Raw genomic sequence first — 25333 nt, forward strand, 5'->3', positions numbered from 1 at the left:
GCTAGCCGCAATGTAGTTGTCTTTTAAATGAGAATATCCATTTGCTCCACCTCACCCCGAATCCCAATCCCAGGCTCCCACGAATCAATCAGACGAATCGCCTTTTGATTAGCTTCTATCGCTTTCGTATTTTCTCCTTTTCGGTACAACAGCTGTGCCATTCCGTAATGATAGTAAATCAGTTCAACTTGATTGGCGTTGTGTTTGTCATAGAGCATCTGTTCAAAGGCTTTTTCCGCTTTTTCGAGTTGATCACACTTGACGTAAGCCATGCCCAGGTTAAAATAGGCCTCTATCGTTTTTTCGCCGCCGTATGCGGCGCTGGTTGTGTTTGCCGCTTCGTATAATGTGATGGCTTCTTCATAATGAGATCGGGCGAAACTCAGGTCGCCGCGGACCAGAAGAACCCTGTGCCGGATAATGGGGGAGACGGGCTGATCTTTGATACCGTCCAGCATTGCTGCCGCTTTGTCCGGTTCTCCGGTTTTTAACAGCAGCCTCGATTGCAGGGCGGTTCCCCATACTTTTAAGTCATCGTGATCCGGCGCGCCTGATTGTTCGAGTATCTTCAGGCCGGCTTCTATTTGCCTGAGAGCTCCGTCTGAATCGTTGACTTCCATCAGCGCCCAGCCTGCCGTGTCGATCCTGAAGTAGGCTTCCCGTGTGTGTTCGCCTGATTGATGGGCGGCATCGGCGGCTTTTAATCCGTATTCGATTCGCAGGGGCAGACTGATTCTGCTTAGAAAGTGGCTGATGCGGATGATGAGTTTGATCAGGATGTCATGTTGTCCGGTTTCGCCCGACCATTCGATGACCTTCAAGATATTCGGCCATTCCTTTTTCATTAGCTCTAAATTCCGTCCCAGCAGATAGCTCCAATAGATGGAATTCGGCTGTTCCCGTTTTATATGGGTTTCCGCATAATCCATATAATAATGCGCCCAGCGGCTTCGGGCTTCTTTTGCAAAATCATGATTTTCGGATAAGTGCTGTTCGCCGTAAGCGACAACGGTTTGATGGGCTGCGTATTGAATTCTTCCTTCGCTTCGTTCCGGCTGTATTAAAGCATATGACCGCATTTGCTCAATCGCGTAATGAAAACGGCGGGCGTCTAATCCGGCCGCTTGAGCCAAGCTTTTTTCGTCAGGGGGCTTAGCGAAAAAGCAAAGCGTCTGCCATAGTTTCCGTGTGTCTTCATGACATCTGTCCCATGTGCGGCCAAAGAGAACCTCAAACAATTCCAATAATGAGTAACCCGCTTGTTTAAGCTCTTGAATGAGCTGGGGAGCGGGGATGTCGTCGTCTGACATGTATGCAATGCTGAGTGCCATGGCCTTCGGGTTGCCGGCGGCTGCCGAGACAAATTCATTCTTAAGGTCAGGCGATAGCTGCAACAGCTGCTCCAGCTTTTCCCGTTTATGCGGGAGATTGCATGTTTGCAGACAGCGGTGCACTTCTTGACAAAAAAAATCAAGGGCATCCGTTTGTTCAAGACCGCTCAGCTGGATGGCAGCCAGTTCTCCGAGGCCGTCCCGATATGTCTGTTTTACGTTTTCCCGTGCTGTAAGGAGGACTTTTACACCTTGCGGAAGGCCGATGATAAATTCGTGAATGTCACGTTCCGCTGTATCAATGCCGTCAACGATCAGCAACACGGGTTTTTCATTTGCATGAGCGGCTAATGCATTGCGGACGACGAACCGTTTTTCGTTGATGGATTTGTCGATTTGTTCGGTGCGTCCGAGCTGGTAGGCAATCGTGTTTAAAAAATCGCTGAAGCTTAATCCCTTCCAGTCAGCGCTGATCCAGATGATGCTGTTGAATGCCGGCCAATTTGAAGAACCTCCGGCACAAAGGCAGGCTGCTTCAAGAGCGAGCGTTGTTTTTCCCATGCCGGCCCAGCCTGTGATTAAACAGACCGGTGACGGAGAAAGCATCCATTGCCGGATCGCTTCTATATCAAAGCCGCGGCCGATAAAGTTTCCGGTCCGACGTGATGGTAAGTTATGCGTGACGGACTGTTCTGTAAGCGCATTCGTTTTATGGCTTGGTCTGTCATGAAACAGCCGCTTCACTGCTTTTTCAACATCTTCATCAGTCGGTGCTCCGAATGATCCGTCTTTCCGGCGTATTTTTGCTTTTTTTAGACAAGACGCCGTCCAAACGGGCAATGCGGGTGTAATGACAGGAATCGTGGTGTTTTCCAGAAGGCCTGTCAGCCATTCAGGATCCATGTCGGTCTTTTCTATAATAATCCAGATCATGCCGAACAGCTTTCCGTCGTCAATTCGTCCGGGAATGTAGTTTGCGCCCATCTGTCCGATCCAGCTTTTGATCGTGTTAGAGGATACGCCTAATCGGAGTGCAATTTTGTCTATATAAGACTGTCTTGCTTTTACGTTCTTTGTCCTTTTGATGTTGTAATCAGGATGAAGTTTCAGTGATTTGACGGCAGGCGCCAGCAGTTCTGCAAATTGTGCCCGGTTTTCAAGTTCAGCCATTAGCCTGCACCTCCTATTAGTACTATTTTATCAATTCAGTGTTTTTTGTATATGAAAAAATAAAAAGTACAGTGCCGCTGTCCTTTTATACAGCAGGAAAGGCTGTTGTACGTCTTGAAAAGCAGATAAAATGGGGGCAGTAACAGAGAAAACAAAAATGTATGCACTTACATTTCAGAGCAGAGAAAGGATTTTGCAAAATGACTCACACAGTGCCTCAAAACATGAAAGCGGCGGTTATGCATAACACGAGAGAAATCAAAATCGAAACATTGCCCGTGCCTGAGATCAATCATGATGAAGTATTGATAAAGGTGATGGCTGTCGGAATTTGCGGATCTGATCTGCATTACTATACAAATGGCAGAATCGCCAATTATGTAGTGGAAAAACCATTTATCCTCGGTCATGAATGCGCGGGAGAAATTGCCGCCGTCGGATCGTCTGTCGATCAATTTAAAATAGGAGACCGGGTCGCTGTCGAACCGGGTGTCACATGCGGACGCTGTGAGGCGTGCAAGGAGGGGCGTTATAATCTTTGTCCGGATGTACAGTTTTTGGCGACGCCGCCGATTGACGGCGCGTTTGTCCAATACATCAAAATGCGTCAGGACTTTGTTTTTTTGATTCCGGATTCACTTTCCTATGAAGATGCGGTTTTGATTGAACCGTTTTCTGTCGGTATTCATGCGGCAGCGAGAACGAAGCTTCAGCCCGGATCAACGGTTGCGATTATGGGAATGGGGCCTGTTGGATTAATGGCTGTTGCGGCAGCGAAAGCATACGGGGCAGGCACAATTATTGTGACCGACTTGGAGCCGCTTCGGTTAGAAGCCGCGAAGAAAATGGGAGCGACGCATGTCATCAATGTCCGTGAACAGGATGCCGGTGAAGAAATCAAAACGATCACAAATGACAGAGGTGTTGATGCTGCCTGGGAAACAGCGGGGAATCCGGCGGCATTGCAATCCGCACTGGCTTCCGTGCGCCGGGGCGGAAAACTGGCGATTGTCGGTTTGCCTTCTCAGAACGAGATTCCGCTCAATGTGCCGTTTATTGCGGATAACGAGATTGATATATACGGAATCTTCCGTTATGCCAATACGTATCCGAAGGGAATCAAATTTCTCGCTTCCGGCATTGTTGACACAAAGCATCTTATAACGGACCAATATCCGCTTGAGCAGACTCAAGAGGCGATGGAACGCGCCCTTCAATACAAAAATGAATGCTTAAAAGTGATGGTGTATCCAAATCGCTGAGTGAACGGGGAGGATCTTTGCATTCTCCCTCTTGCTTATCAAAAATGAAAACGGATTCTTGGGGTGGGATATGATGATTGAAACAGAAAAAGCAGCGGCAATAAAGATGAAACATCGCGGCCTGTCCTGGATGGAACGGATCGGATACGGATTCGGCGATATGTCGTACAATGTGATCTTTCAGTTTGTAAACGCATACTTATTATTCTACTATACAGACGTCGGCGGCATTAAGCCTGCGGTTATTGCAGCTTTGTTTCTGATCGTAAGGGTGCTGGACGCTATTTTTGACCCGATTATGGGCGTGATTTTAGACAAGACGAATACTAGATGGGGGAAGGCAAGGCCGTATCTGCTGTGGGTGGCTTTTCCTTTTGCGCTATTTACGTTCTTATGCTTCACGACCCCTCATTTCGGCGAGACGGGAAACATGGTATACGCGTACATCACCTATATTCTGCTTGGGATGTCCTTTAGCATGCAGACGATCCCGGTCAACAGCTTAACGGGGCGGATGACGAATTCCGTGGAGGAACGGACGGTTCTGACGACGACACGGATGATTTTGGTTTATATCGGAATTCTGTTATCGATTTCCTGTGCGGCACCGCTTGCGGACGCCATCGGCGGGAAAGACCAGGCGTTTGGTTTCCAGATGACGGCGCTTATTTATGCGGCGGTGAGCATCGCATTGAATCTGTTCAGTTTCTTTACTGTACGGGAGCGGATTCAGCCTGAAAAAAGAAAAAAACAAGGAATGAAAAAAACGTTATCTGTTTTGTTCAGAAATAAGCCTTTGCTTATTTTGGTTTCTTCATTTTTAGCGTTTGCGATCGGGTTTAACATTAAGCTCAGCACGATGGTGTACTATTTTACGTATAACGTCAGCCATAAGGAATTTGTGTTTTTAGGAACCGTATTGTTTTTCGGAGCGGCGCTGATCAGCAATCTGTTTATTCCTTTCTTTGCTGAGAAGCGGGGCCGGAAGCAGGTCATGATCATCACGGCGGCGCTATCGCTGATTTCTTATGCGGGCCTTCAGTTTACATCGTATTCCTCGATTCCGCTTATTTTCTTTTGGCTTTTCGTTTCTGGATTTTTCACGACGCCTTTGAATACCCTTGCTTGGGGAATGGTTGCCGATTGTGTCGATTATGCAGAATGGAAAACCGGGGTCCGGGCTGATGGCGTGGTGATATCGAGCATGAGTTTTATCAATAAGCTCGGCGTTGCGTTAGCCGGGTCATTTTCGGCCGTTTATCTCGGAATCGCCGGGTATGCCGCGAATACCGAACAGGCGGCATCGTCATTGAATGCGATTAAAAATATGAATGCGCTCATTCCGGGATTGTTCATTCTGCTGTCCATTATTCTTATTTCTTTTTATCCTTTAACTGAAAAAAAATATCAGCAGATGATGTCTGATCTGGAGCAAAGAGCTGCAAGATAAGTATATGTAAAATTTAAAATATTCAATGTAAACGGTTGTATTTATGACAGAAAGCACTATACTGAAACTATAATCGAGAATTGATAAATGAGTGTGATAATGTGGGAAGCCAATCTGTTATTTGTATTGGAGAATTATTAATTGATTTCTTTTGTACCGATGTGGATGTCGATTTGACGGAAGGGCGCAATTTCTTAAAAAGTGCCGGCGGGGCACCGGCGAATGTGTCGGCAGCGATTGCCAAACTGGGCGGAGACGCGGCTTTCAGCGGAAAAACAGGCAAGGATCCGTTCGGGTATTTTCTGAAGCAGACATTAGATGCCGTACACGTCGATACCTCTATGCTCGTCATGGATGAGAAAGCGCCTACAACGCTGGCGTTTGTTTCATTAAAACAAAATGGGGAGCGCGACTTTGTGTTTAACAGAGGAGCGGACGCTTTGTTTACGCTTGAGGATATTGATCAGGAAAGGGTCAACGATGCGAAAATCCTTCATTTCGGCTCAGCGACGGCACTGTTATCTGATCCGTTTTGCTCAGCCTATTTACGGCTGATGTCGATTGCGAAAGACAATGGACAGTTTGTTTCCTTCGATCCTAACTACCGGGAGGATTTATGGAAGGGAAGAGTTTCAGAGTTTATAAACACCGCAAAAAAAGCAATTGCCGTAAGTGATTTTGTGAAAGTCAGTGACGAGGAGCTTGAGATCATCAGCGGTGCGAAGGATCATAAAGAAGGTGTTGCGATCCTTCACGAGATCGGGGCCGGCATTGTGGCGGTGACACTCGGAAAAAGCGGGACCCTTCTTTCAAATGGAAAGGATCTTGACATCATTCCGAGTATTCCGGTGACATCAATTGATTCAACAGGAGCGGGAGATGCGTTTGTCGGAGCGGCGCTGTATCAGCTGGCGCGCATTGATGAGATTCAGACGGCAGCCGCTGATTTTGCGAAGCTGCGTGATATTGTCTCATTTGCCAATAAGGCAGGGGCGCTCGTGTGCACCAAAATCGGTGCGATCGATGCTTTGCCGACCTTAAAAGAGGTTGAAGTATCACTTTAAAATATGGAGGATGTTTCTTGAAAGTCATCGGACTTCGGGAAGCATCCTTTTTTATTTAGGACTGAAACCCTTTTCGATATACGGTATACTCTATAGAGATATCCAGTAAATTGAACCATTGTGAAGTACATACAATAACGTTTTTATCAGATCCCGAGTAAAACCAAGTTTCTGCTGCTGCCGTCATGTATAGGGTGACGGCCTTTAAAGATTGGACTGCGGAGGAATGTTCATGAAACATATTTTTCTTATTGTGCAATGCGCGTTTTCTGTTTTTTGTTTTTTCTGTCTCGCTGCTGTGAATTGGTATCAGGGGAGTGAGCTTGTTACTGATTCGTTTGATTGGAATTATACGGCTAAATTTTCAAAGCTGCTGAATGGGACGGATACAATTACAAGACCCGAGCAGATATCGCAGCTGGATTTCTTCGTGTATTCTGCTAAGCATTATCCGTTAGTGAGCGGATTGATGATCGGGCTGTTTATTTATTTTTTGTTTTCACTGTATTTGGTTATGAAGAATATCCGCCGGCAAAAACGGGCTTAATGAGACTATTTTCTTATAAAAATACATAAATTCATGAGAAATTGAAACTTTTTTCGAAAAAAATCAGTATATATAACTGTGAACTTGTTACTATTTAACTTTAGGAGGAAAATGAAAAATGAGTATTTTAGGAAGATTTAAAGACATTATGTCAAGTAATATCAATGCGTTGCTGGATAAAGCTGAAAACCCTGAGAAAATGGTTGATCAATATTTGCGGAATCTGAACAGTGATTTAGGAAAAGTGAAAGCGGAGACGGCTTCTGTCATGGCTGAGGAACAGCGGGCGAAAAGAGCGTTGACGGAATGTCAGGCTGATGCCGAAAAGATGGAAAGCTACGCGATGAAAGCTTTACAGGCAGGAAATGAAGCCGATGCGCGGACATTTTTGGAAAGGAAAGCGGCTGTTGAATCAAGACTGACTGAGCTGCAAACAGCTTATCAGCTCGCTTCTTCCAACGCGTCTCAAATGCGCAAAATGCATGACAAGCTTGTTGCTGATATCGGAGAGCTTGAGTCGCGGCGAAATGCCATCAAAGCGAAGTGGTCTGTGGCGAAAACACAGGAAAGAATGAATAAACTGGGGTCCTCTGTGTCAAATGCGGGCCAATCGCTGACCGCTTTCGGCAGAATGGAAGACAAGGTCAACCGGGCGCTTGATCATGCCAATGCGATGGCGGAGCTGAACGCGTCTCCGAAAGACGATATTGACGAGCTGACGGCTAAATATGACAGCAATCAAAGCAGTGTTGATGATGAACTGGCGGCGCTCAAGCAGAAAATGCTTTTCAGTAAAGACCAATAGAAAGCGGGCTGCAGCTTTGTCCGATATAAAGAGAAAGTGAGAGAAACAGAATGATCATTTCTTATAAATGCCCGAACTGCGGAGATGATATGGTCTTTGACAGTTCATCCGGCATGCTGACATGTCACAGCTGCGGGCGGCAGGATCAGATTGAAAGCCTGCCAAAGGAGTATATTACGACGAGATTTTCCGAAAATGAGGCGAACGAGTACCGCTGTGAGAACTGCGGCGCGGTTCTGATGACTGAGGCGGAAACGACGGCCACAACGTGCGGATTTTGCGGAGGAGCCGCCGTTCTCGCCGACCGATTATCAGGAAACCTCGCGCCTTCCATGGTGATTCCTTTTACGATCAGTAAAGAAGAGGCCATGAGCGCTTTTAAAAAGTGGTGCCGAAACGGCCGGCTGACACCGAGGGGATTTATGACTGCCGATCGGGTGAAGAGCATAACCGGTATGTACGTGCCGTTTTGGATGTTTGACTTAAACAGCAAGGTTCAGGTCAATGCCGTTTGTACGAGAGTACATCATTATGATGAAGGAGAATACCGGGTGACGGAGACTGAGTATTACAACGCGTATCGTGATATCAATCTCGATTATCTCAAAATTCCGGTCGACGCTTCAGAAAAAATGAATGATGAATTAATGGACAAATTGGAGCCTTACGCTTACAGTGAGCTGAAGGAGTTTAATACGGCTTATTTAGCTGGTTATATAGCGGAAAAGTACAATTATACCGATGACGATCTCTTTCCGCGGGCGAAGGATAAAATCAGCCATTATATTGATTCTTATATCAGATCCACCTTCTCCGGCTATACGACGGCTGACATAACGGATGAGCAGATTCAGACCGATAAAATCAGCAGCTTTTACGTACTGCTTCCGGTCTGGATGGTCAGCTACGATTTTGAACGGACTGAACATATTTTCGCAATGAACGGGCAGACGGGCAAGGTTGTCGGCAAACCGCCGATCAGCGCCGGAAAAGTGGCCGCGTGGTTCGGCGGCATAACCGCCGGTGCGTTTTTAGCATTAAGACTTGTCTCCCTTATGATAGGAGGCGGTTTTTGATGAGAGGATCGATGAAAAAAGCGTGTCTCTTGTGCTTCGTCCTTTTTCTGATGCTGTCTTTTTCTTTACATACAACAGCGTCTGCTGCGGAACAGAAGCAATATGTTTATGACAATGCTCATTTATTAACGAAGGATGAAACGAAGAAACTTGAGGAATTGGCGGGGAAGCTCGGGGCAAAGCGCCATACCGATTTTATCATTCTTACCGCAAACGGAACGGGCGGTAAGGACATCGAGCAGTATGCCGGTGATTTTTATGACAGTCATTTTAGCGGAAGCACGGCGATATTGACCATTGATATGAAGGACCGGGAAGTATTTATCTCCGGGTATAAAAAGGCGGAGACGTATTTGAACAGCAGCCGGCTGAATACGATCAGGAATACGATTTCGTCAGACATTTCCGCAGGTCATTATGAAAAGGCATTTCAGACCTACATTAAAATGTCCTATAAAGATATGGGGAAAAGCCCGGACAGCAAGTCTGACAATCTGCTGCTCACATGGTGGTTTCAGCTGATGATCGCCGCAGCCGCAGCCGGTATCGCCGTCACAGTGATGGTGTACAATTCCGGCGGCAGGGTCACCGTCACCGGAAGCACGTATATGGATCACGATACGTCTGAAGTGCTGGACCAGCACGACACATATATCCGAACGGACGTGACAAGAGAAAGAAAGCCTGACAAAGATAATGACAATGACAGCGGAGTCACGAGAGGCGGCACGTCTTACAGCGGAAGCAAGGGAAGCTTTTAAATTTAACGTAAAGGATTTGAACATACATGGGCTTTTTCAGAAATCAGTTAGCAAATGTGGTGGAATGGGAAGAATTCAGAGACGACATGGTTTTCTATAAATGGAACAACCGTGAAATTAAAAAAGGCAGCCGTCTGATCATCCGGCCGGGACAGGATGCCATCTTTTTATACAACGGGAAGATTGAAGGGATTTTCCGTGATGACGGCGATTATGATATCGAATCAGAAATCATTCCGTTTCTATCGACATTAAAAGGATTTAAGTTTGGCTTTAACAGCGGCATGCGGGCTGAAGTGCTGTTTGTGAATACGAAGGAGTTCACCGTGAAGTGGGGCACGAAAAACGCCATTAACATTCCGGCGGCGGGAATGCCGGGCGGTATGCCGATCCGAGCAAACGGCACATTTAACTTCAAGGTCATTGACTACATCGGATTGATTGATAAGATTGCGGGTGTCAAGGACAGCTATTTAGTGGATGACATTAAAATCCGGATTACGTCTATTCTGGATCAGCTTTTGATGAAGTGGATCACAAAAGAAGGAAAAGACATGTTCAATCTGCAGTCGAATTCATTTGAAATTGGAAAAGGGATTCAAGAAGATCTTGATATGCAGCTGATCGGAGACGGGATGTCGATTACCGGCTTCAATATTATGAGCTTTAACTATCCGCAGGAAGTGCAGGATATGATTACGAAAAACGCTTCTTACGGCATGGTGGGCGATGTGAACCGCTATCAGCAGATTTCCATGACGGACGGAATGTCATCCGGCAAAATGAGCGGAAGCGGTGCTGCCTCCGACATGGCGGGCATGATGATGGGGATGAATATGGCCAATCAAATGATGAACCAAATGAATCAAAATCAGCAGAACCAGCCGCAGCAGAATCAAAGTCAGCAAAATGAGGGGACGGCGCAGGCAAACGGCTCAGAAGGAGCGGCTAAGCCGAAATTTTGTCCGAACTGCGGAACGAAAACAGAAGGCGCGAATTTTTGCCCGAATTGCGGACAGAAGCTTGCCTGACGATATACGAAAAAGAGGCCATTTGGGGGCCTCTTTTTTTGTCATGATTTCATGGTTTGGACGATGAGGGATGTCAGCGCTTTTGATCCCTCGGGTATGAGATGGACGCCGTCCGGTGTGAAGTATTCAGGGTGCTGCAATGCTTTTGCGTGCCAATCGACAAGGGTCACATTTTTGCGTGACTCGGCCTGCCGGCGCAATGACTCGTTTACTTTGCTTTCCCACTGCCGGGGCACACGCGTGTTGACAAGATAAATATCGGCTTTTGAGAAGGAGCTGATCAGTGATTCAATTTGGCTGTTTGTGAAATAGCCGTTCGTTCCTAACTCGATGATGACCGCTTTGTCCGGCTGATTAAATGACGCATATTCCGAAGTGAGCCGGAGTGCTTGAGAGACTTGTCTTCCTACCTTTCCGTCGATGGTGACATGAGGAAGGGACTGCCGCAGGTATGACGCAATGTCCAGCATCACCGAGTCACCGATGGCCAGCACGTCTTGCTGAGGCTGTGTTTGTTTTGGGTCAGCCGTTTTTTGAGATGACTGTTCCTTTTTGTCTTTCGTCTTCTTCGTATCTGATTTGCCTGTTGTTTTTTTCTTGTTGTTGTCTGATACGGTATCCGTTTTTTCGCCGCCGTGTTTTTTCTTGCTGTCATCTTCTTTAACAGGTTGATCGTGATCGGCCGTTTTGTGCGAAGCGACGGCTGTTTCTTGCTGCTCGCTTTGCGCGTACGTCCATTGCGGCTGTTTTTTCTCTTCGGCTATCCCTGACAGCCCGCCCGCAAATATGAGAATGGCGGCAAGAATGAGGCCGAGCGACATTCTGCTGATGACAGAGGACGTCTTCCATTCCAGAAAGCGGTTCAGAAACACGCGGCGTAAAAATGGCCGGAAGCCCGCAGTGCGGATCGGCTTCTCAATGAAATGATAAGAAAGCTCGGCCAAAATGAAAGTGACGCCGATTCTGACGGCACAATGCCAATAAACAGGATTTCCGATTTCCTGCACCGGGGTGCTCAGCACGATAACCGGGTAATGCCAAAGATAGATTCCGTATGATCTCGTTCCGATCCAGCGAAGCGGTTTCCATGAAAGGACATATCCTATAAAGCTGCTCGGATGGCATATACATGCAACAAGAACCGCTGCGGTGATGCTGATCAAAAGCATGCCGCCTTTGTACAGGAAGGGTTCATATTCATCCGTGTAAAAGACGCAAAGCACCAGTGCGGCAAAGGCGGCAAGCTCTGCCCCGTGAAGCAGGTGTTTCATGCTGCTCGGCAGCCGTTTGGAAGATAATCGTTTCATCGGCCATACTAAAGCTAAAGCGCAGCCGATCAGCAATTCAAATGAACGGGTGTCCGTCCCGTAATAAACGCGGCTCGGATCTCCGCCGGGCACATACATCATACTCATTACGACTGCTGAGCATAACGCGAGGAACATGACCGCGGCTGCAAGCCGGGCCCGTGTTTTACATATGTACATTCCCGCAAGCAGCAAAAAGGGCCATATGATATAAAACTGTTCTTCAATCGCCAGCGACCACAGGTTTTTTAATGGCGAAGGGGAGCCGAAGCTATCGAAGTAAGAAAGTTTATGAAAGATAAACCACCAATTGCTTATGTAAAAAAGTGAGGAGACCGCATCTCCGCGTACGGTATGCAGGAGCTCGCTGTTAAACAGTACGACCCAAATGACTGTCGTGATAATCATGAGATAAGCCGCCGGCAGAAGCCGTCTGATCCGGCGCACCCAAAAATCACGCAAATCAAGGGTGATGTCATTGCCTTGGGCAGGCAATATAATAGATGTAATTAAATATCCCGATAAAACAAAAAAGATATCAACACCGATGAAACCGCCGTCGGCCCTAAAATTCAGGTGATATGCGATCACGGCGAGGACGGCAAAGGCGCGAAGTCCATCCAGTCCGGGAATATAGCGGTGGTGCAGTGACTTGTCTGACATGGTATTCCTCCAATAATATGTGCGGAAATTCTCGCTGTTTTGCGGATGGCTATGGCAGATTTCTGTACAGTCTTCCATTTGTTCCGTTAAATAGACGCATCCGGAAGGGGATTTTGTTTCAGAAAAAATGAATGAAATGTTCTGATTCTCTTAAACTTTTCAGCCCCTGTCCGGCGTCTGTTATATGAAAGGGTTCCCTTGCGCAATGGCTGTTGCGGGAAAAAGAAAAAATCCATGATCTGCGGATATCATGGATTTTTTTCTTTTACCGGATGTAGCGGTCTCCGACAAGCAGTTTGGAGATGACAGAGGTCGGTATTGTAAACTCTGTAACGCCCATATATCCGGGTGCCGCTTCATATTCATCAAATGAGATGACAAGTTTGTGCTGATCTGTAATATAAAAGTTTTGGTCAGCGCGGATGGATTTGAAAGGCTCCGCCATATCATCATCTTCGACCCAGTAGATTTTATTCGGGTCTTCTTTCATCTGCTTTTTCATTTGTTCTTTAATATTTTGGCTGATGACTTTGATATAACGGTCATCTTTGAATAAACTCTTTAACGTAAGCACGGCCTCATTTTTTTTATCAATCGTGATGTATCGGCTTTGCGTATAAGCGGAAGCTTGTGTTTTTTCGATATCACGGCGGACTGAGATCAGATCCGCTGTATCAGTCACGGTTTCATAATCGCTGTAGATGCTGAGGTGGCCTTTTTTGCTTTTTGAGGCCGCCTTCATAAATTCCTGATACAGCTCTTTGCTTTCTTTCATATAATGCCGGTTGATGCTGTCTTCAAGTTTATGATTGGAAAGGCCGGACAGTGCGGGTGTTTTCACATCAATGCTTGATTGGTTCTTTTCTTCTTTCATCTCCACGAACGTGATGGCTTGGACGACTTTGCCGATGACGGGGATTTTGGACATGGCCTGTGCGGCATCCGGATTGATATTGACAACGGCGGTAAATAAGACGGCCGCAGCGACTGCCGCGGATGTCGGCCACATCACGATTCGTTTTTTCTTCGGTTTTGGCTGAAGGGCTTTTTCGACAATGATGTCCAATTCTTTAGGAATGGGCACACTTTTGTACTCTTCCCTTAATTGCTCTAATCTCTTTTCCATTAAGAAAGATCCTCCTTCGTCAGCTGAATGCGCATAAGCTTCAGCCCCCTGTAAAGGCGTGTTTTAACGGTATTGATGTTTTCCCCCGTGATGTCTGCGATTTCTTCTAATTTCAGGTCTTCAAAGAAACGCAGAATGATAATGGTTTTATATGGATGCGGCAGGTCGTCAAGCGCTTCGTGAAGGTCTGTGTCTTTGTAGTGATCTTCCTTTCCGCGGCTTAAAAACTCGATCGTTTCATCGTCCATCACTTTAAGCTTTTTCTGTTTGCGGAGAAAATCAATGGCCGTGCGCACTAAAATTTTATAAAACCAGCTTTTGATGACATCGGGGTTTTTGACGGATTCGACCGATGTCAGCGCTTTTTGAATTGATTCCTGAACAATATCTAACGCGTCATCCTTGTTCTTTACATAACTGTACGCAAGCCGGTAAAAGTCTTCTTTGCGCTCAGTTATGCACGTCACAAGCGACGCTTTGGCTGTTTCGTTCTTCATTGCTTCAAAGGGCTCCTTTTTAAAAAATACGTATCATAGGCTGCTGCCTAAGGATAGACGGGACAGGGTAAAAAATAGTTTGCGCAGAGCGGATCATTTTTAAAAGGAAAAGGAAGGGAAGAGGAAGAGACGAAAAAAGAGCCTGAGCGGCTCTTTTTCGAATGTGTCTGGTATTTTGCCGAACGGCTTAGTTCGGTTTGACTAAGATTTTCACTTGGTTTTTCTCTTTGATTAAAGCGCCGAAGCCTTCTTCAATCAAATCGTCGAGCACGATTTTTTTCGTGACGAGCTTATCTGCTGAGAAGTAGCCTTCTTTCATCAGTGCGAGAACGGAAGGGAAGATATCACGGTATCCGATAATGCCTTTTACGGTCCGTTCTTTGATGACGATATCGTTCGGATGGATTTCCGCTCCTTTTTCCCAGATGCTGACGATAACCGTTTCACCGGAAATGTTTGTTGACTGGATCGCCTGGCGGAGAACGACAGGAACGCCTGTCACTTCATAAGAAACGTCAACGCCGCCGTTTGTGCGTTTAGCGATTTCTTCAACGACATCATCCGTTTTTGACGGATCAATGATGATAGCGCCGAGTTCTTTCGCTTTTTCCTGGCGTTCCGGTGAAAGTTCGACCGCGTAAATATCCGTTGCGCCGGCCGCTTTCAGGGCTTCAATCACAAGCAGTCCGATCGGTCCGCAGCCAAAAACGGCTGCCGTGTCGCCCGCTTTTAATTTGCTTTGGCGGACGGCGTAAAGCGCTACTGCTGACGGCTCAACAAGCGCGCCCTGTTCGTAAGAAAGCTCTTCAGGAAGCTTAAACAGCAATTCTTCGTCAACGGACACATATTCAGAAAATCCGCCGCCGCCTCCGGCTAAGCCTAAGAATCCCATTTGTTCATCAAGGTTATAGGCTCCCTGATGTCCGTGTGTGGCAAAAATCGGTTCCACGACGACACGGTCGCCGACGCTGAAATTTTTGACGCCTTCTCCTACTTCCACGACTTCTCCTGAGAATTCGTGACCCATCGTGACGGGCGCCATTTCGTTTGTTAACGGATGAGGTTTGCCGACCGGAATAAAGATCGGGCCTCCCAGATATTCATGAAGGTCGCTACCGCAAATCCCGCACCATTTGACTTTAATTTTGACTTTTCCCGGTTCTGCTTTAGGTTCATCAATGTTTTCGATTCGAATGTCTTTTTGATTGTGCCATCTTGCCGCTTTCATTGATTATCACTCCTAGTCTGATAGAAACGAGTATAGGTACATGATCAATATGAACCACGGTTAAAAGGAAGAAATGCTTCCTGAAGCCTGATTTCACAAACTATATCATATTACGCAACTATCAATAGGCCTTATAAAAAGTCCATATTGAATGCAGAAATACTCTATGAATATTATAACGCTAATGTATTAAATTTTGTAGTATAATTTACCATGGAATTATATAGAACAGAAGTTTGTGTCATCAATTGAGTGCGTGTCTCCGTCACGTTGTAATGAACATGTAAAGTGATTGAAATATTATAAACGTCTTCTTGGTGTATAATTTTGCCTAGAATAAAGAATCAGGAGGATGAAAGCTTGAAGAAGTTATTCTTAGCCTTATTGATTTTAGCAGGAAGCACGCTGGGAGCGATCAGTTTCTCTTCTGATGCAAGTGCTAAAAAAGTGAACGGAAATATTACATGGTATAATGGAGTCGGTAAAAAAGGATCGTCCGGTAAAAAACTGGGACACTGGGATTGCGCGACAAAATTAGGATTTGACGTTCCGAGAAACGGAACGAAAATCAGAGCTTATGCGAAATCAAAACCGAAAAAGGTTATCACAGTATACAAAAATGATGTAGGCCGTCTGCCGAATGCCGTATTGGATGTCAGCCCGAAAGCGTTCAAAGCGCTCGGATATCCGTTAAGCAAAGGAAGAGTATCCGGACATTACAGCTATTAAAATAGACCATCTTAAAAAGCAAGGAGAGTGATTCTTGCTTTTTCTGATTGACGGAGAGATTGATAATGAAGAAGAAACGATGGATTTGGATCCTCGCAGCCGCTGTTTTGGCGGCGGCGGTCATCGGAGCCGTTCTGCTGATCAAAGGAAAAAGCGGCAGCGGCGGAAAAGCCGTTGTTTCCGGCGGCCATGACAAGCTGCTTGTTTCCCTTACAGACAAAGATCTGATGACGAAATATTATGAAGACAGCCGCATGCTGTACGAGGAAAAGCTTTCGGCATATCCGGCGTTTGCGCTGGATGACGCCCACCAGGCGCTCTATTTTGTCGGTAATAATGATCAAAATGAAATGCGTCTGTATAAGCTTGATCTGAAGACGAAAAAGAAGACGGTGCTTTATAAAGGATCGGCGAGCGCTGACAGTCTGTTTTTATCAAAGGACCTGACGCACATTTATTTCCGTCTCGGTAAAGCGGATGAAGATATTTTCCGTCTCGCATCTTTTGATTTGAAAACGAAGCGTTATCAAAATCTGTATCCGGCGGCGGATGAGAAAGACGACAGTGTGAGCAGCTTCTTTTATAACCGCAGCCAAAACGATTTTGCGCTTCTGCATTATTCCGTTAAAGAGGATTATAAAAAAACGGATGAGGCAAATGAGAAGGGGATTGACCCTGAACCGACGAATATCCGGTTTGCAGCAGGGGCGGACAAAAACCTTAAGGATCTGACCAATCTTGAACAGTTTATCAGCGACGTGGCGATGTCACCGGACGGAAAGAACCTTGTCTTTACATCTTATACACAAAAAGGGACGGAACAAAAAGCGTCCATCCGTCTGATGAATGTCAAAACGAAAAAAGATGAAACGATTATTACAAACGGGAAGGATTTCTCTCCGCTGATAGATGCCCAGCCGCAGTTTTCGAAAGACGGCAGCATCATTTATTTCATGGCGGAAGCCAAAGGCGCTAAGCGCTTGAAGGATGAAACGGGGCGGAACGCGAAGGTCCGGACCATTTATGCTTATCATGTGGATACGAAAAAATGTGAAAAAGTCTGGGAAAATGACAGCGGCATTATCAACAGCTTTTCCGTTATCCAATAATGAAAAAAACACTCAGCGCCAGCTGGGTGTTTTTTAATAAACAAAGCTGGCTGCGGCTGAGGCGAGCCATTTGAAAAAACGGAGAATCGGAACGGCAAAATGGAGTGTTTCGATGAATGACTGTGCGGCAAGGTTCTTTTTCTTCCGTTTCGCCATTTCCTTCAGGTCTTTTTGCTGCTGATCGTTTTTCATGTTCATTGCTCCTTTTCATCATAAAAGGACATGATAACGCAAAGGCCTCTCATGGGATATGGAGGCCTTCTCTATGTTGAGACTCGTAAAAGGGAGGTCTAACTTGATGCCGTTTGATTGTTGTTTTGGAGATTCACCAACGAACGGACGCCGTCGATCATTTTACTGCCGCAAAGGGGGCAAGTCGGGGTATCACTGCCGGTGCCGGCAAAATTCTTTCTGCTCCAGCCGATACAGTCCTCTTTCGTGCATTCCCACGTACTGACATCTTCTTTAGGCAGCGGTTCCTGATTACGTTTGTTGTAGTAAGACATAAAGTCACTTCTTCCCTTATGAATTTTCGTGCACTCCTTCATTGTCTCATACTTTTCCCTAATCTCCTAATTCCTTTTTCTATCCATATTTCCAATGAGGGTGCATCGTCTTCCTGTTATTACAGTATATGCAAATAAGCGGCTTCTTATTTTTTCTTTTTGGATAAATAAAAAAAGCCCCTTCCGGAAAAAAGGGGTGATTCTTGTTTACTGCTTATCCATGATGTCCATCGGTCTCATCATGTCGTAATCTTCATGCTCTAAAATATGACAGTGCCATACGTAGCGTCCGCTGTAAGGAGCGAATGTCGCCGCGATTCTGATGACTTCTCCGGAGTGCGCCTGCACGGTATCTTTCCAGCCTTTCTCACTTGGAGGAGGCGGGACGGCGGGGCCCGTATACACAATGTCGCCGAATTTGTTATAACGCTCTAAGTCAAAAGGACGCCGGTCAAGGACTTGGAAGGAAACAAGGTGCAGGTGTATCGGATGGGTTCCCCCCATCGGATTGATAATCGACCAGATTTCCGTTGTGCCGAGCTTCGGCGCTTCTGTCACAGGATCATGCCAGCGCTTGTTATTAAGCGTCAAAACCGGCCGGCCGTATTTGTCCTGCGTATTTGTGAGTTTAAGCGTCCTGATATTGTGTATTCGTTTTGAGGTCACATCAGGCATGGCTGAAAGATATTTAGGCTTCCGGCTTGTGTCCTCTCCCTTTAGCGGTTTTGTGACGCGGAACTGCATGACATTGGCGTCGGTATCCGGGTTGACGTCGCCCCCGCAGCCGGTGCCGTTCGTCAGAATGATATGTTCTCCGTCAAAAGCGGAGAAATCAATCAGCACATCATACCGCTCTGCCGGGGCTAAGCTGATGGTCTGTGTTCTGACAGAGCGGGGGAGCAGTCCGCCGTCAGAACCGATTTGGATAAACCGGCCGCCGTTATTGAGCGAGAGAGTAAATGTTCTCATATTTGAGGCGTTAAGAATGCGGAAACGGTATGTCCGCGGTTCGACTTCCATATACGGCCATGCTTTTCCGTTGACGAGAATGGTATTTCCGCAAAGAAACGGGACGATTGAAGGGGTAGGCAGCGTTTCGGAAGGATTATCCGGCCCGCTCGGATAAGACAAGGAACCGTCGTCATTTAACGTGCGGTCCAAAATCATAAGCGGTACGTCGTACTCTCCGGCGGGAAGCTTCAGCTGCTTTTCTTTTCGCTCACGGATGATATACATCCCGGCAAGTCCGGCGTACACATTGAGCCTCGTGGCCGCCATGGCATGGTCGTGATACCATAATAGCGCCCCGCGCTGTTTGTTTGGATAATGGTATACCTCTTTTTCAAAATAAGGCCCCGTTTCCTTAAAATCCCGTGTGAACCAGGCTTCCGGATAGCCGTCGCTGTCAGGCGGCGTTTCTCCTCCGTGTAAATGGACGACGGTTCTGACATCGGGTTCCTGATGGCCGCTTTCTGAATGGTGAATGGTATGGTCTACGGGCAGAAAGTGCTTATCCGGCAAGTCATTCATCCATTTAACATAAATGCTTTCACCTTGGTTAACGTCGATCGTCGGACCCGGAAACAAACCGTTATACCCCCACAGCCGGGTCGGCGGGAGATCGCGGTGCAGCTTGTGAAAGCATTCCTTCATTGTGACTTCGTAATACGTGCTGCCGTCTGATTTCTTCTGCGGCTCCAGTGTTTCGATAATCGGCAGTTCATCTGCAAATTTTTCAAGTGCCATTATTTATCCTGTCCTTATCATTTATTGAATTCCTGTACTATAGATAATGCCGCCTGGAACAAGTTGGTTAAAAAAACACCCGCCCTTTTTTGAGGACGGGTGTTTCGGTTATTGCGCAACCCGGTTTGCGGAAGCGCTCTCTTTCGGTTTTTGTTTTTTGCGGAATACATAGGAGGCGAGCACCAGCAGTGTAATAAATCCTGTCAGCAGAAATTCAGACCGCATTGAGCTGATAAACAGCATAGATAACAAGATGGCGCAAATAGCAATGATCGTCAGGTAGGTTAAGTATGGGTAGCACCACATTTTGATTTTAAGAGATTCAGGGTTTGTCCGTTCGATTTTCTTTCTCATTCTCAGATGTGAGACGGCGATGACGAGATAGACGAGCAGTGCGATCGCCCCTGATGCATTGACCAGAAATAAGAATACGGAGTCAGGAGAAAAGTAGTTCATGACAACGGCAATATAGGAGAAAAAGGTGCCGGCGATAATGGCTTGGACCGGTACGCCTCTTTTACTCAGTTTCATAAAACGCCGCGGCGCTTCATTTCGCGCCGCCAGTGAATACAGCATCCGTGACGTCGTATAAAGCCCGGAGTTCAGGCAGGACAGAACGGCTGTCAGGACAATGAAATTCATGATCTGAGCGGCTGCGGGAACCCCGATATGTCCCAAAACGGCAACGAAGGGGCTTTCCAAAATATTGGCTGAATCCCACGGAAGCAGCGTGACCACAACCGTAATGGAACCGACGTAAAAAATAATGATCCTCCAGACGACTGAGCGGGTCGCCTTTGTGACGGATTCGACCGGGTTTGACGTTTCTCCCGCTGCGATTGCGACGATTTCAGATCCCATGAAAGAGAAAATGACGACGACGATTCCGAGCAGAACGGAACTTGGGCCATTAGGGAGAAATCCGCCGTTGCCTGTCAGATTTTCCAGCCCGACCGGTTTGCTGCCGGGGACGATTCCGAAAATGAAAGCAAATCCCGCTATTAAGAAGACAACGATCGTCGCTACCTTCACTAAGGAAAGCCAGTATTCAAATTCGCCGAACGATTTAACTGAATAAATATTCGTCAGTGTTAATAGTACGGTCAGAAGCAGACTCGTCAGCCATAACGGAATCCCGGGGAACCAGTACTGTATGATTCCGGCGCCTGCAATGGCTTCAATGGCAATGACGATGACCCAGAAAAACCAATACAGCCATCCGATGGTATAACCGGCCCACGGCCCGATGGCGTCATGTGCGTACTGTGAAAACGAACCGCTTGTCGGGTTAACGGAGGACATTTCCCCCAGCATCCTCATAATAAAAATCACTAATAGTCCTGCTAATGCGTAGGAGACAATCGCTCCGGGTCCGGTGGAATGAATGACGGATCCGCTTCCGACAAATAATCCGGCGCCGATCACGCCGGCAATTGAAATCATGGTCATATGCCGGGTTTTTAATCCCTTCGATAAAGAATTAGGCTGATTCATTCTTTGCCTCCTTTTGGGTTGTTTTATGCTGAATATTCCGACAAATGTTATTCTATCATAAATGCATGAGACATTTGTTAATGATGTGAGAAAATGTGACTTCTTTTCTCATCCGTACGCAGAAAATGACGCAAGGTGTTTCTATAGACCTACTGTGGTTCAGTGATGTATCTCAATAATAGGAAAATGCGAGCAGAGAGGAGTTTTTTAATATGAAGAGAAATGATGAACTGAAAAAGGGAGAATCCGGGACAATGGTCACTATTGCTGCTTATCCTGTTCTATCTGCAAAGATCATCGGTTATGTTTTTCACTCAGAAGCACTTACTGCAGAGGTTTAATAATAACTGACATTATTGTTTCGGTGGCTGTGATAGTCGCATCCATTCACGGCCACTTTCGGGCGGAAACGATCGCATCGCTTATTGAATCTTTTATTGTGATGGTTGTCGGACTGCTAGTGCCGTTGGAATCTATTTTTTCTGCTAGACAAGAGATGCCAAAAGCTTGGACGACAGCGGGCATGCAGCCCTATGTTTGTAGTCTGCCAGACAATATTAGGCAGCTGGTGATAATAAATTTCGAGGCATTCGTCAGTATCAGTACGTTATCGGAATTACAGGAGAGAACAGATAATTTGGACTATTTAATATATTTTTAATTGACAGAATCATTTTGTTATAATAATCTGTTTTCTGTAAATGTATTTAATTACAAATATACAATTTATTCTTATTTTTGTAATTAAATTTAAAGGTTAATTATGTTTATTTACTAATATTCAGAATAGGAAGGTGTAACAAATGAAGGTTGAAATTGAAAATTTAGATACTAGAAAACTCGCTTATAATGAAACTTATGCGTGGACTTCAACTCTTTTAAAGTCGCTGAGAAATTCAATGGATTTATTTAAGTTTGACGAAATTGTTCCGACTCCCTTTTCTAGAAGATATGAGCCAGGTGCCAAGCATTCAGTAATCGTACTAGGGGATAAAACTTTACCTGACATTAGAGAAAATGGGGATCATGACTCCTCCTTTAATTCAAAAGTTGAGGTGGCAGGTGAACAGTATTACTATATGAGTGTCAGTCATGTTGTAGAAAAACAGATGGCAACGGAATATTTACCTAAGGTTTATTGCCTTGCCCCATGCCTTCGATTATTGATGGAAGGGGAAGAGCTATCTGCAAAACATATTTATTCCTTCTTTCAATTTGAAATTGAATGGAGAACTGAGAGAATGGAAGATGTTTTCGATTTAGGGGAGAAGATTCTCTATGAAGCAGGCAATAAGATTTTATCTCTAATTGATAATAATGATAATTTGACGTTAACTCCTTTAGCAAAACGCAACACAGAGAGCTTGGTAAAAGGCTCATATCCTAGAATAACATTTGAAGAAGCCTTAGAAAGAGTAGGACGATCTAAAGATTCAGAAGGGGATCTTACTTCTGAAGAAGACGCACTTCTTTCTAACCAATTCGACACACCTTTTTGGATTTATAACTATCCAGCAGGAGTTAGAGATTCAATTTATCACGAAAGTCCAAAAGGTGTTTTTCAAACTTACGATTTAATGTTGCCTTTTGGCTACGGTGAACTAACTACCGGGGGTATCCGTCCAACTAGCGGAGAGGAGATTATTAACCAATCAAAAACGCTCGGCAATTCTTATCATCCGGAATATGCGCAATGGAAAGATAAATCACAAGTACAAACAGCTGGATTTGGAATTGGACTGGAGAGATTGTTAAAGTTTATCTCTGGCGCAGAAAGTATTTTAGATTTCATTCAATATCATGATGCAGGTCCAAACACGACGATTACACGTCCTAATCAAAAATAATAACTTCTAATAGGGAGAGGGTAAGGAATTAAATTCTAACCCTTTTCTTTCTTTTGAGTCGTATAGAAGGGAGAATTAGAAAACGTGAAAACCTTATTTGTTATTGATTCTTCTGTTATTGGGCCAGAGTATATTGTAAAAGCGGCAAAGGAAATGAATCTGAATGTTCTGTTCTTGACAAACTTAAATAGTCAGGAAGGAGATGCACTCTCTCAACTTACATCTTATAAGTTTATTAATTGTAATACTAATTCTTTTGAAGAGCTGTATGAGATTATAAGAACTTTTCCAAAAGAGGACATTGCAGGAGTTATCTCTTTTTTAGATAGTAAATTAGAAATTTGCACTAAATTATGCGGCGCTTTAGATATAAAGGGAATTGATCCAAAAATTGAATTACTTAAGGATAAGGCGTATGTCAATGACATTATCCCAGAATTTACGCCGCTATCACTTTCTTTCACTACAGGGGCGATTCCTTATTCAGAGATAAAAAAAATGTTATCTGCTTCACAGAATGGATTGATACTAAAACCATCCTTTGCAGCTGGTGCTAAAGGTATAAGTGTATTAGAGGATGAAAATGATATTGAGAATATAGAAAAATTATTTGATAAAACCTTACCTAAGCATCTGCACCCTGACGAATATGTCGTTCAAGAAATAATAGACGGAGAGCTTGTAAGCTTAGAGGGATACGTTTTAGAGAGTAAAGTAATTCCAATCGGAGTAACTGGCAGAAGGAAGACGGAAAATGCAGAATCGGTATTCATATTCCCTTATCATTCTATAGCTCAGAAAGAATTGTGCAAGATTGTTCAAACTCTAGTGGAGAGAAGCGGGTATAGCAGAGGATTTTTTCATACTGAATTTATTGTTTCAGAAAATCAAGTTAAATTAATAGATTGTAACTTTGGAAGGCCTGGCGGAGCAAATATTACTGAGATTATAGCTTGTTCATACGGAATTGAACCACATAGTATTTACCGACAATCAATGGAGTTAGTCCTAAATGAAAAAGAGATCATTCCAACGGCCTTTTGGGGAGGAGAATGTAAGGAGAGCTTAGGGATAGCTTACGGAATTCCTAATCAAGATAGAGTACTTGAAATTAAGTATGCGGAAAATATGAAATCTAAGCATACACAGGCCCAAAATTTAGGGGACATCGTTTCCGCTATGGGAAGCAGTAATTGGAGTTGGCTGGGAATGCTTTCTGGACTAAAGGAAGACGTAATTAAAGATGTAGATTCTATAAGAGTAAAAACTCTACATAACGGATGGATAAAACCTGTGTACTATAATATGGAATTAAAGGAGCCTTTAGACTATCTTGAAAAAGTCTAATAGTATCTATACATCTAAATTGATTTTGTTCCTTGGGTGCAGATTTGTATCAACAGTATCCGAACAACTTCTGCTATTTGCTATCCCTTTATTAATTTTTCAATACACCGGAGAAGCGTCCAAATCAGGATTAGCATTCCTTATAGAGTGGCTGCCGGCAGTATTATTACTCCCCTTTATAGGAGTGCTTGTAGATACTTATAAAGAAAAGAAACTTTATATTATTGGCGATAGCCTGCGAGCATTAGTTTCCATATCAGGTTTCTTATTATTAATCTATATGCCAAGCCAAACATTTATTATACTTTCAGTTGCAGCATCTTTGTTCGCTATTTTAAACTCATTAAACTTTGTCACATTAGAAACAACTATCGGGAGGAACTTTGATAATAACGATATTCCCCGCATCCAATCGTTAATCCAAGGATTGGAGCTTAGTTCCCAAGTGATGGGACCAGCTTTGGCAAGTATATTGGTTCTATTTATAAAAGAGATGGATTTTCTTATTATTACTGGTATTGCATTTGCAATGACAGGTTTCGGAGTACTGGGTCTTCCCAATAAGGCTAAAAATCTGGTTGTTAGGGAAACGAAGTCCATTAAACGAGTTCTAGTAACAATTGGGGATGGGTTTAAGTTTATAGCTAAAAATTTCTTTCTTCGGCTGTTGGTACTGGCAACAATGCTTATTAATCTTGTGATGGGGACTGTAATGGCTTTAAATCCAGCTGTAGCCCAAGGGGTTCTTGGTGCAACCTCTAGAGAGTATTCATTATTGGCGATGTTTGGCGGGATCACGGGATCTATAGTGGTTTTGTTAATTCCTGTGTTTTTGAAAAAAAGTAAGAGTATTAATAATATAGGCATAGCATCTATTGTGTTGTTAACATTATCTGGCGTCATTTTGGGAATAGCCAATCAATTTTACATTTATGTTATCGGCTACGCCCTTTTGGTTTGTGGAATAGGGATTTTTAATGTATTTCTAAGAACAGAACGAGTTAAGTTAATACCGAAACATCATTTAGGTAAGAGTATGGGAACTATTGTTTTCTTTAATCGTCTAAGCCTGCCCCTTGCTGGATTAATAACTTCTACCTTTACTAAAATTACAGGACCTCAAGAAGTAATATTAGGAGTTTCGATTTTTTGGATTATAGTCAACTCCACAATATTTACTTATTATTTTTATAATAAACGTCATGCTGCCCAGAAAGATGTTTTAGAATTATAATAT

At 44.7% G+C, this 25333-nt stretch carries 22 protein-coding genes and 1 pseudogene; 14 read left to right on the top strand and 9 right to left on the bottom strand.

What is annotated here, in order from left to right:
* Positions 1-23: 23 nt before the first annotated feature.
* The gene (locus tag ABDB98_RS03125) at positions 24-2501 is read right to left on the bottom strand and encodes an NB-ARC domain-containing protein (protein WP_438421338.1); all 2478 of its coding nucleotides are present in this window, start codon (positions 2499-2501) and stop codon (positions 24-26) included.
* Between the two features lie 200 nt (positions 2502-2701).
* On the opposite strand from ABDB98_RS03125, the gene gutB reads away from it, so the two are divergent.
* From gutB to ABDB98_RS03165, 8 genes are all read left to right on the top strand, one after another.
* Positions 2702-3763, top strand: a complete 1062-nt coding sequence (gene gutB / locus ABDB98_RS03130) for a sorbitol dehydrogenase (RefSeq protein ID WP_438421339.1) — start codon at positions 2702-2704, stop codon at positions 3761-3763.
* A 73-nt stretch (positions 3764-3836) separates the two neighbouring features.
* The gene (locus ABDB98_RS03135) at positions 3837-5213 is read left to right on the top strand and encodes an MFS transporter (RefSeq protein WP_438421340.1); all 1377 of its coding nucleotides are present in this window, start codon (positions 3837-3839) and stop codon (positions 5211-5213) included.
* 101 nt (positions 5214-5314) lie between these two features.
* Positions 5315-6277 carry a carbohydrate kinase family protein gene (locus ABDB98_RS03140; protein ID WP_438421341.1) on the top strand — a complete coding sequence of 321 codons (963 nt, stop codon included), beginning with the start codon at positions 5315-5317 and terminating at the stop codon, positions 6275-6277.
* A 232-nt stretch (positions 6278-6509) separates the two neighbouring features.
* A complete protein-coding gene (locus tag ABDB98_RS03145; RefSeq protein ID WP_269773922.1) occupies positions 6510-6824 on the top strand; it encodes a DUF4306 domain-containing protein in 315 nt (104 codons plus the stop codon).
* Positions 6825-6942: 118 nt separating this feature from the next.
* Positions 6943-7629: a PspA/IM30 family protein gene (locus ABDB98_RS03150; RefSeq protein ID WP_060963426.1), complete on the top strand. Its 687-nt coding sequence runs from the start codon at positions 6943-6945 to the stop codon at positions 7627-7629.
* Between the two features lie 50 nt (positions 7630-7679).
* Positions 7680-8705 carry a TFIIB-type zinc ribbon-containing protein gene (locus ABDB98_RS03155; RefSeq protein WP_060963425.1) on the top strand — a complete coding sequence of 342 codons (1026 nt, stop codon included), beginning with the start codon at positions 7680-7682 and terminating at the stop codon, positions 8703-8705.
* Positions 8705-9466, top strand: a complete 762-nt coding sequence (locus ABDB98_RS03160; RefSeq protein ID WP_438422104.1) for a TPM domain-containing protein — start codon at positions 8705-8707, stop codon at positions 9464-9466. The genes ABDB98_RS03155 and ABDB98_RS03160 overlap by 1 nt, the downstream gene beginning before the upstream one ends.
* 26 nt (positions 9467-9492) lie before the next feature.
* Positions 9493-10497, top strand: coding sequence for an SPFH domain-containing protein (locus tag ABDB98_RS03165; protein ID WP_438421342.1), 1005 nt, complete (start codon positions 9493-9495; stop codon positions 10495-10497).
* A 41-nt stretch (positions 10498-10538) separates the two neighbouring features.
* Here the strand turns inward: ABDB98_RS03165 and ABDB98_RS03170 are convergent, their stop codons facing one another.
* From ABDB98_RS03170 to ABDB98_RS03185, 4 genes are all read right to left on the bottom strand, one after another.
* Positions 10539-12467, bottom strand: a complete 1929-nt coding sequence (locus tag ABDB98_RS03170; RefSeq protein ID WP_438421343.1) for an acyltransferase family protein — start codon at positions 12465-12467, stop codon at positions 10539-10541.
* A gap of 265 nt (positions 12468-12732) precedes the next feature.
* The gene (rsiV, locus tag ABDB98_RS03175) at positions 12733-13593 is read right to left on the bottom strand and encodes an anti-sigma-V factor RsiV (RefSeq protein WP_438421344.1); all 861 of its coding nucleotides are present in this window, start codon (positions 13591-13593) and stop codon (positions 12733-12735) included.
* Positions 13593-14090, bottom strand: coding sequence for an RNA polymerase sigma factor (locus ABDB98_RS03180; protein ID WP_045926857.1), 498 nt, complete (start codon positions 14088-14090; stop codon positions 13593-13595). The genes rsiV and ABDB98_RS03180 overlap by 1 nt, the downstream gene beginning before the upstream one ends.
* A 187-nt stretch (positions 14091-14277) precedes the next feature.
* The gene (locus ABDB98_RS03185; protein WP_438421345.1) at positions 14278-15318 is read right to left on the bottom strand and encodes a 2,3-butanediol dehydrogenase; all 1041 of its coding nucleotides are present in this window, start codon (positions 15316-15318) and stop codon (positions 14278-14280) included.
* 360 nt (positions 15319-15678) lie between these two features.
* Here ABDB98_RS03185 and ABDB98_RS03190 point away from each other — a divergent pair, with 360 nt between their 5' ends.
* Together ABDB98_RS03190 and ABDB98_RS03195 are read left to right on the top strand one after the other, a co-directional pair.
* Positions 15679-16047, top strand: a complete 369-nt coding sequence (locus ABDB98_RS03190) for an RlpA-like double-psi beta-barrel domain-containing protein (RefSeq protein ID WP_016937044.1) — start codon at positions 15679-15681, stop codon at positions 16045-16047.
* 65 nt (positions 16048-16112) lie between these two features.
* On the top strand, positions 16113-17156 hold the full coding sequence (locus tag ABDB98_RS03195) for a TolB family protein (protein ID WP_438421346.1): 1044 nt from the start codon (positions 16113-16115) through the stop codon (positions 17154-17156).
* A 33-nt stretch (positions 17157-17189) separates the two neighbouring features.
* On the opposite strand, the gene ABDB98_RS03200 is transcribed toward ABDB98_RS03195, so the two are convergent.
* The 4 genes from ABDB98_RS03200 to gabP all read right to left on the bottom strand — a co-directional run bounded on the left by ABDB98_RS03200 (position 17190) and on the right by gabP (position 20902).
* Positions 17190-17348 (bottom strand): hypothetical protein, encoded by a 159-nt coding sequence (locus ABDB98_RS03200; RefSeq protein ID WP_047476356.1) that lies wholly within the window; start codon positions 17346-17348, stop codon positions 17190-17192.
* A gap of 98 nt (positions 17349-17446) precedes the next feature.
* Complete coding sequence (locus tag ABDB98_RS03205) at positions 17447-17662, bottom strand: cold-shock protein (RefSeq protein ID WP_029575254.1); 216 nt, start codon at positions 17660-17662, stop codon at positions 17447-17449.
* 207 nt (positions 17663-17869) lie between these two features.
* Positions 17870-19408, bottom strand: coding sequence for an outer spore coat copper-dependent laccase CotA (gene cotA, locus ABDB98_RS03210; protein ID WP_438421347.1), 1539 nt, complete (start codon positions 19406-19408; stop codon positions 17870-17872).
* A gap of 108 nt (positions 19409-19516) precedes the next feature.
* A complete protein-coding gene (gabP, locus tag ABDB98_RS03215; RefSeq protein WP_060963417.1) occupies positions 19517-20902 on the bottom strand; it encodes a GABA permease in 1386 nt (461 codons plus the stop codon).
* Positions 20903-21114: 212 nt separating this feature from the next.
* On the opposite strand from gabP, the pseudogene ABDB98_RS03220 reads away from it, so the two are divergent.
* From ABDB98_RS03220 to ABDB98_RS03235, 4 genes and pseudogenes are all read left to right on the top strand, one after another.
* Positions 21115-21425 (top strand): annotated as a pseudogene (locus ABDB98_RS03220) (transporter); the annotation flags it as partial.
* Between the two features lie 280 nt (positions 21426-21705).
* The gene (locus ABDB98_RS03225) at positions 21706-22749 is read left to right on the top strand and encodes an amino acid--tRNA ligase-related protein (protein ID WP_438421348.1); all 1044 of its coding nucleotides are present in this window, start codon (positions 21706-21708) and stop codon (positions 22747-22749) included.
* A gap of 84 nt (positions 22750-22833) precedes the next feature.
* The gene (locus ABDB98_RS03230) at positions 22834-24096 is read left to right on the top strand and encodes an ATP-grasp domain-containing protein (protein WP_438421349.1); all 1263 of its coding nucleotides are present in this window, start codon (positions 22834-22836) and stop codon (positions 24094-24096) included.
* Complete coding sequence (locus ABDB98_RS03235; RefSeq protein WP_438421350.1) at positions 24083-25330, top strand: MFS transporter; 1248 nt, start codon at positions 24083-24085, stop codon at positions 25328-25330. Before ABDB98_RS03230 ends, ABDB98_RS03235 begins: the two co-directional genes overlap by 14 nt.
* Positions 25331-25333 lie beyond the last annotated feature (3 nt).

Source organism: Bacillus siamensis, assembly GCF_051628075.1.
Taxonomy (GTDB): Bacteria; Bacillota; Bacilli; order Bacillales; family Bacillaceae; genus Bacillus; species Bacillus siamensis.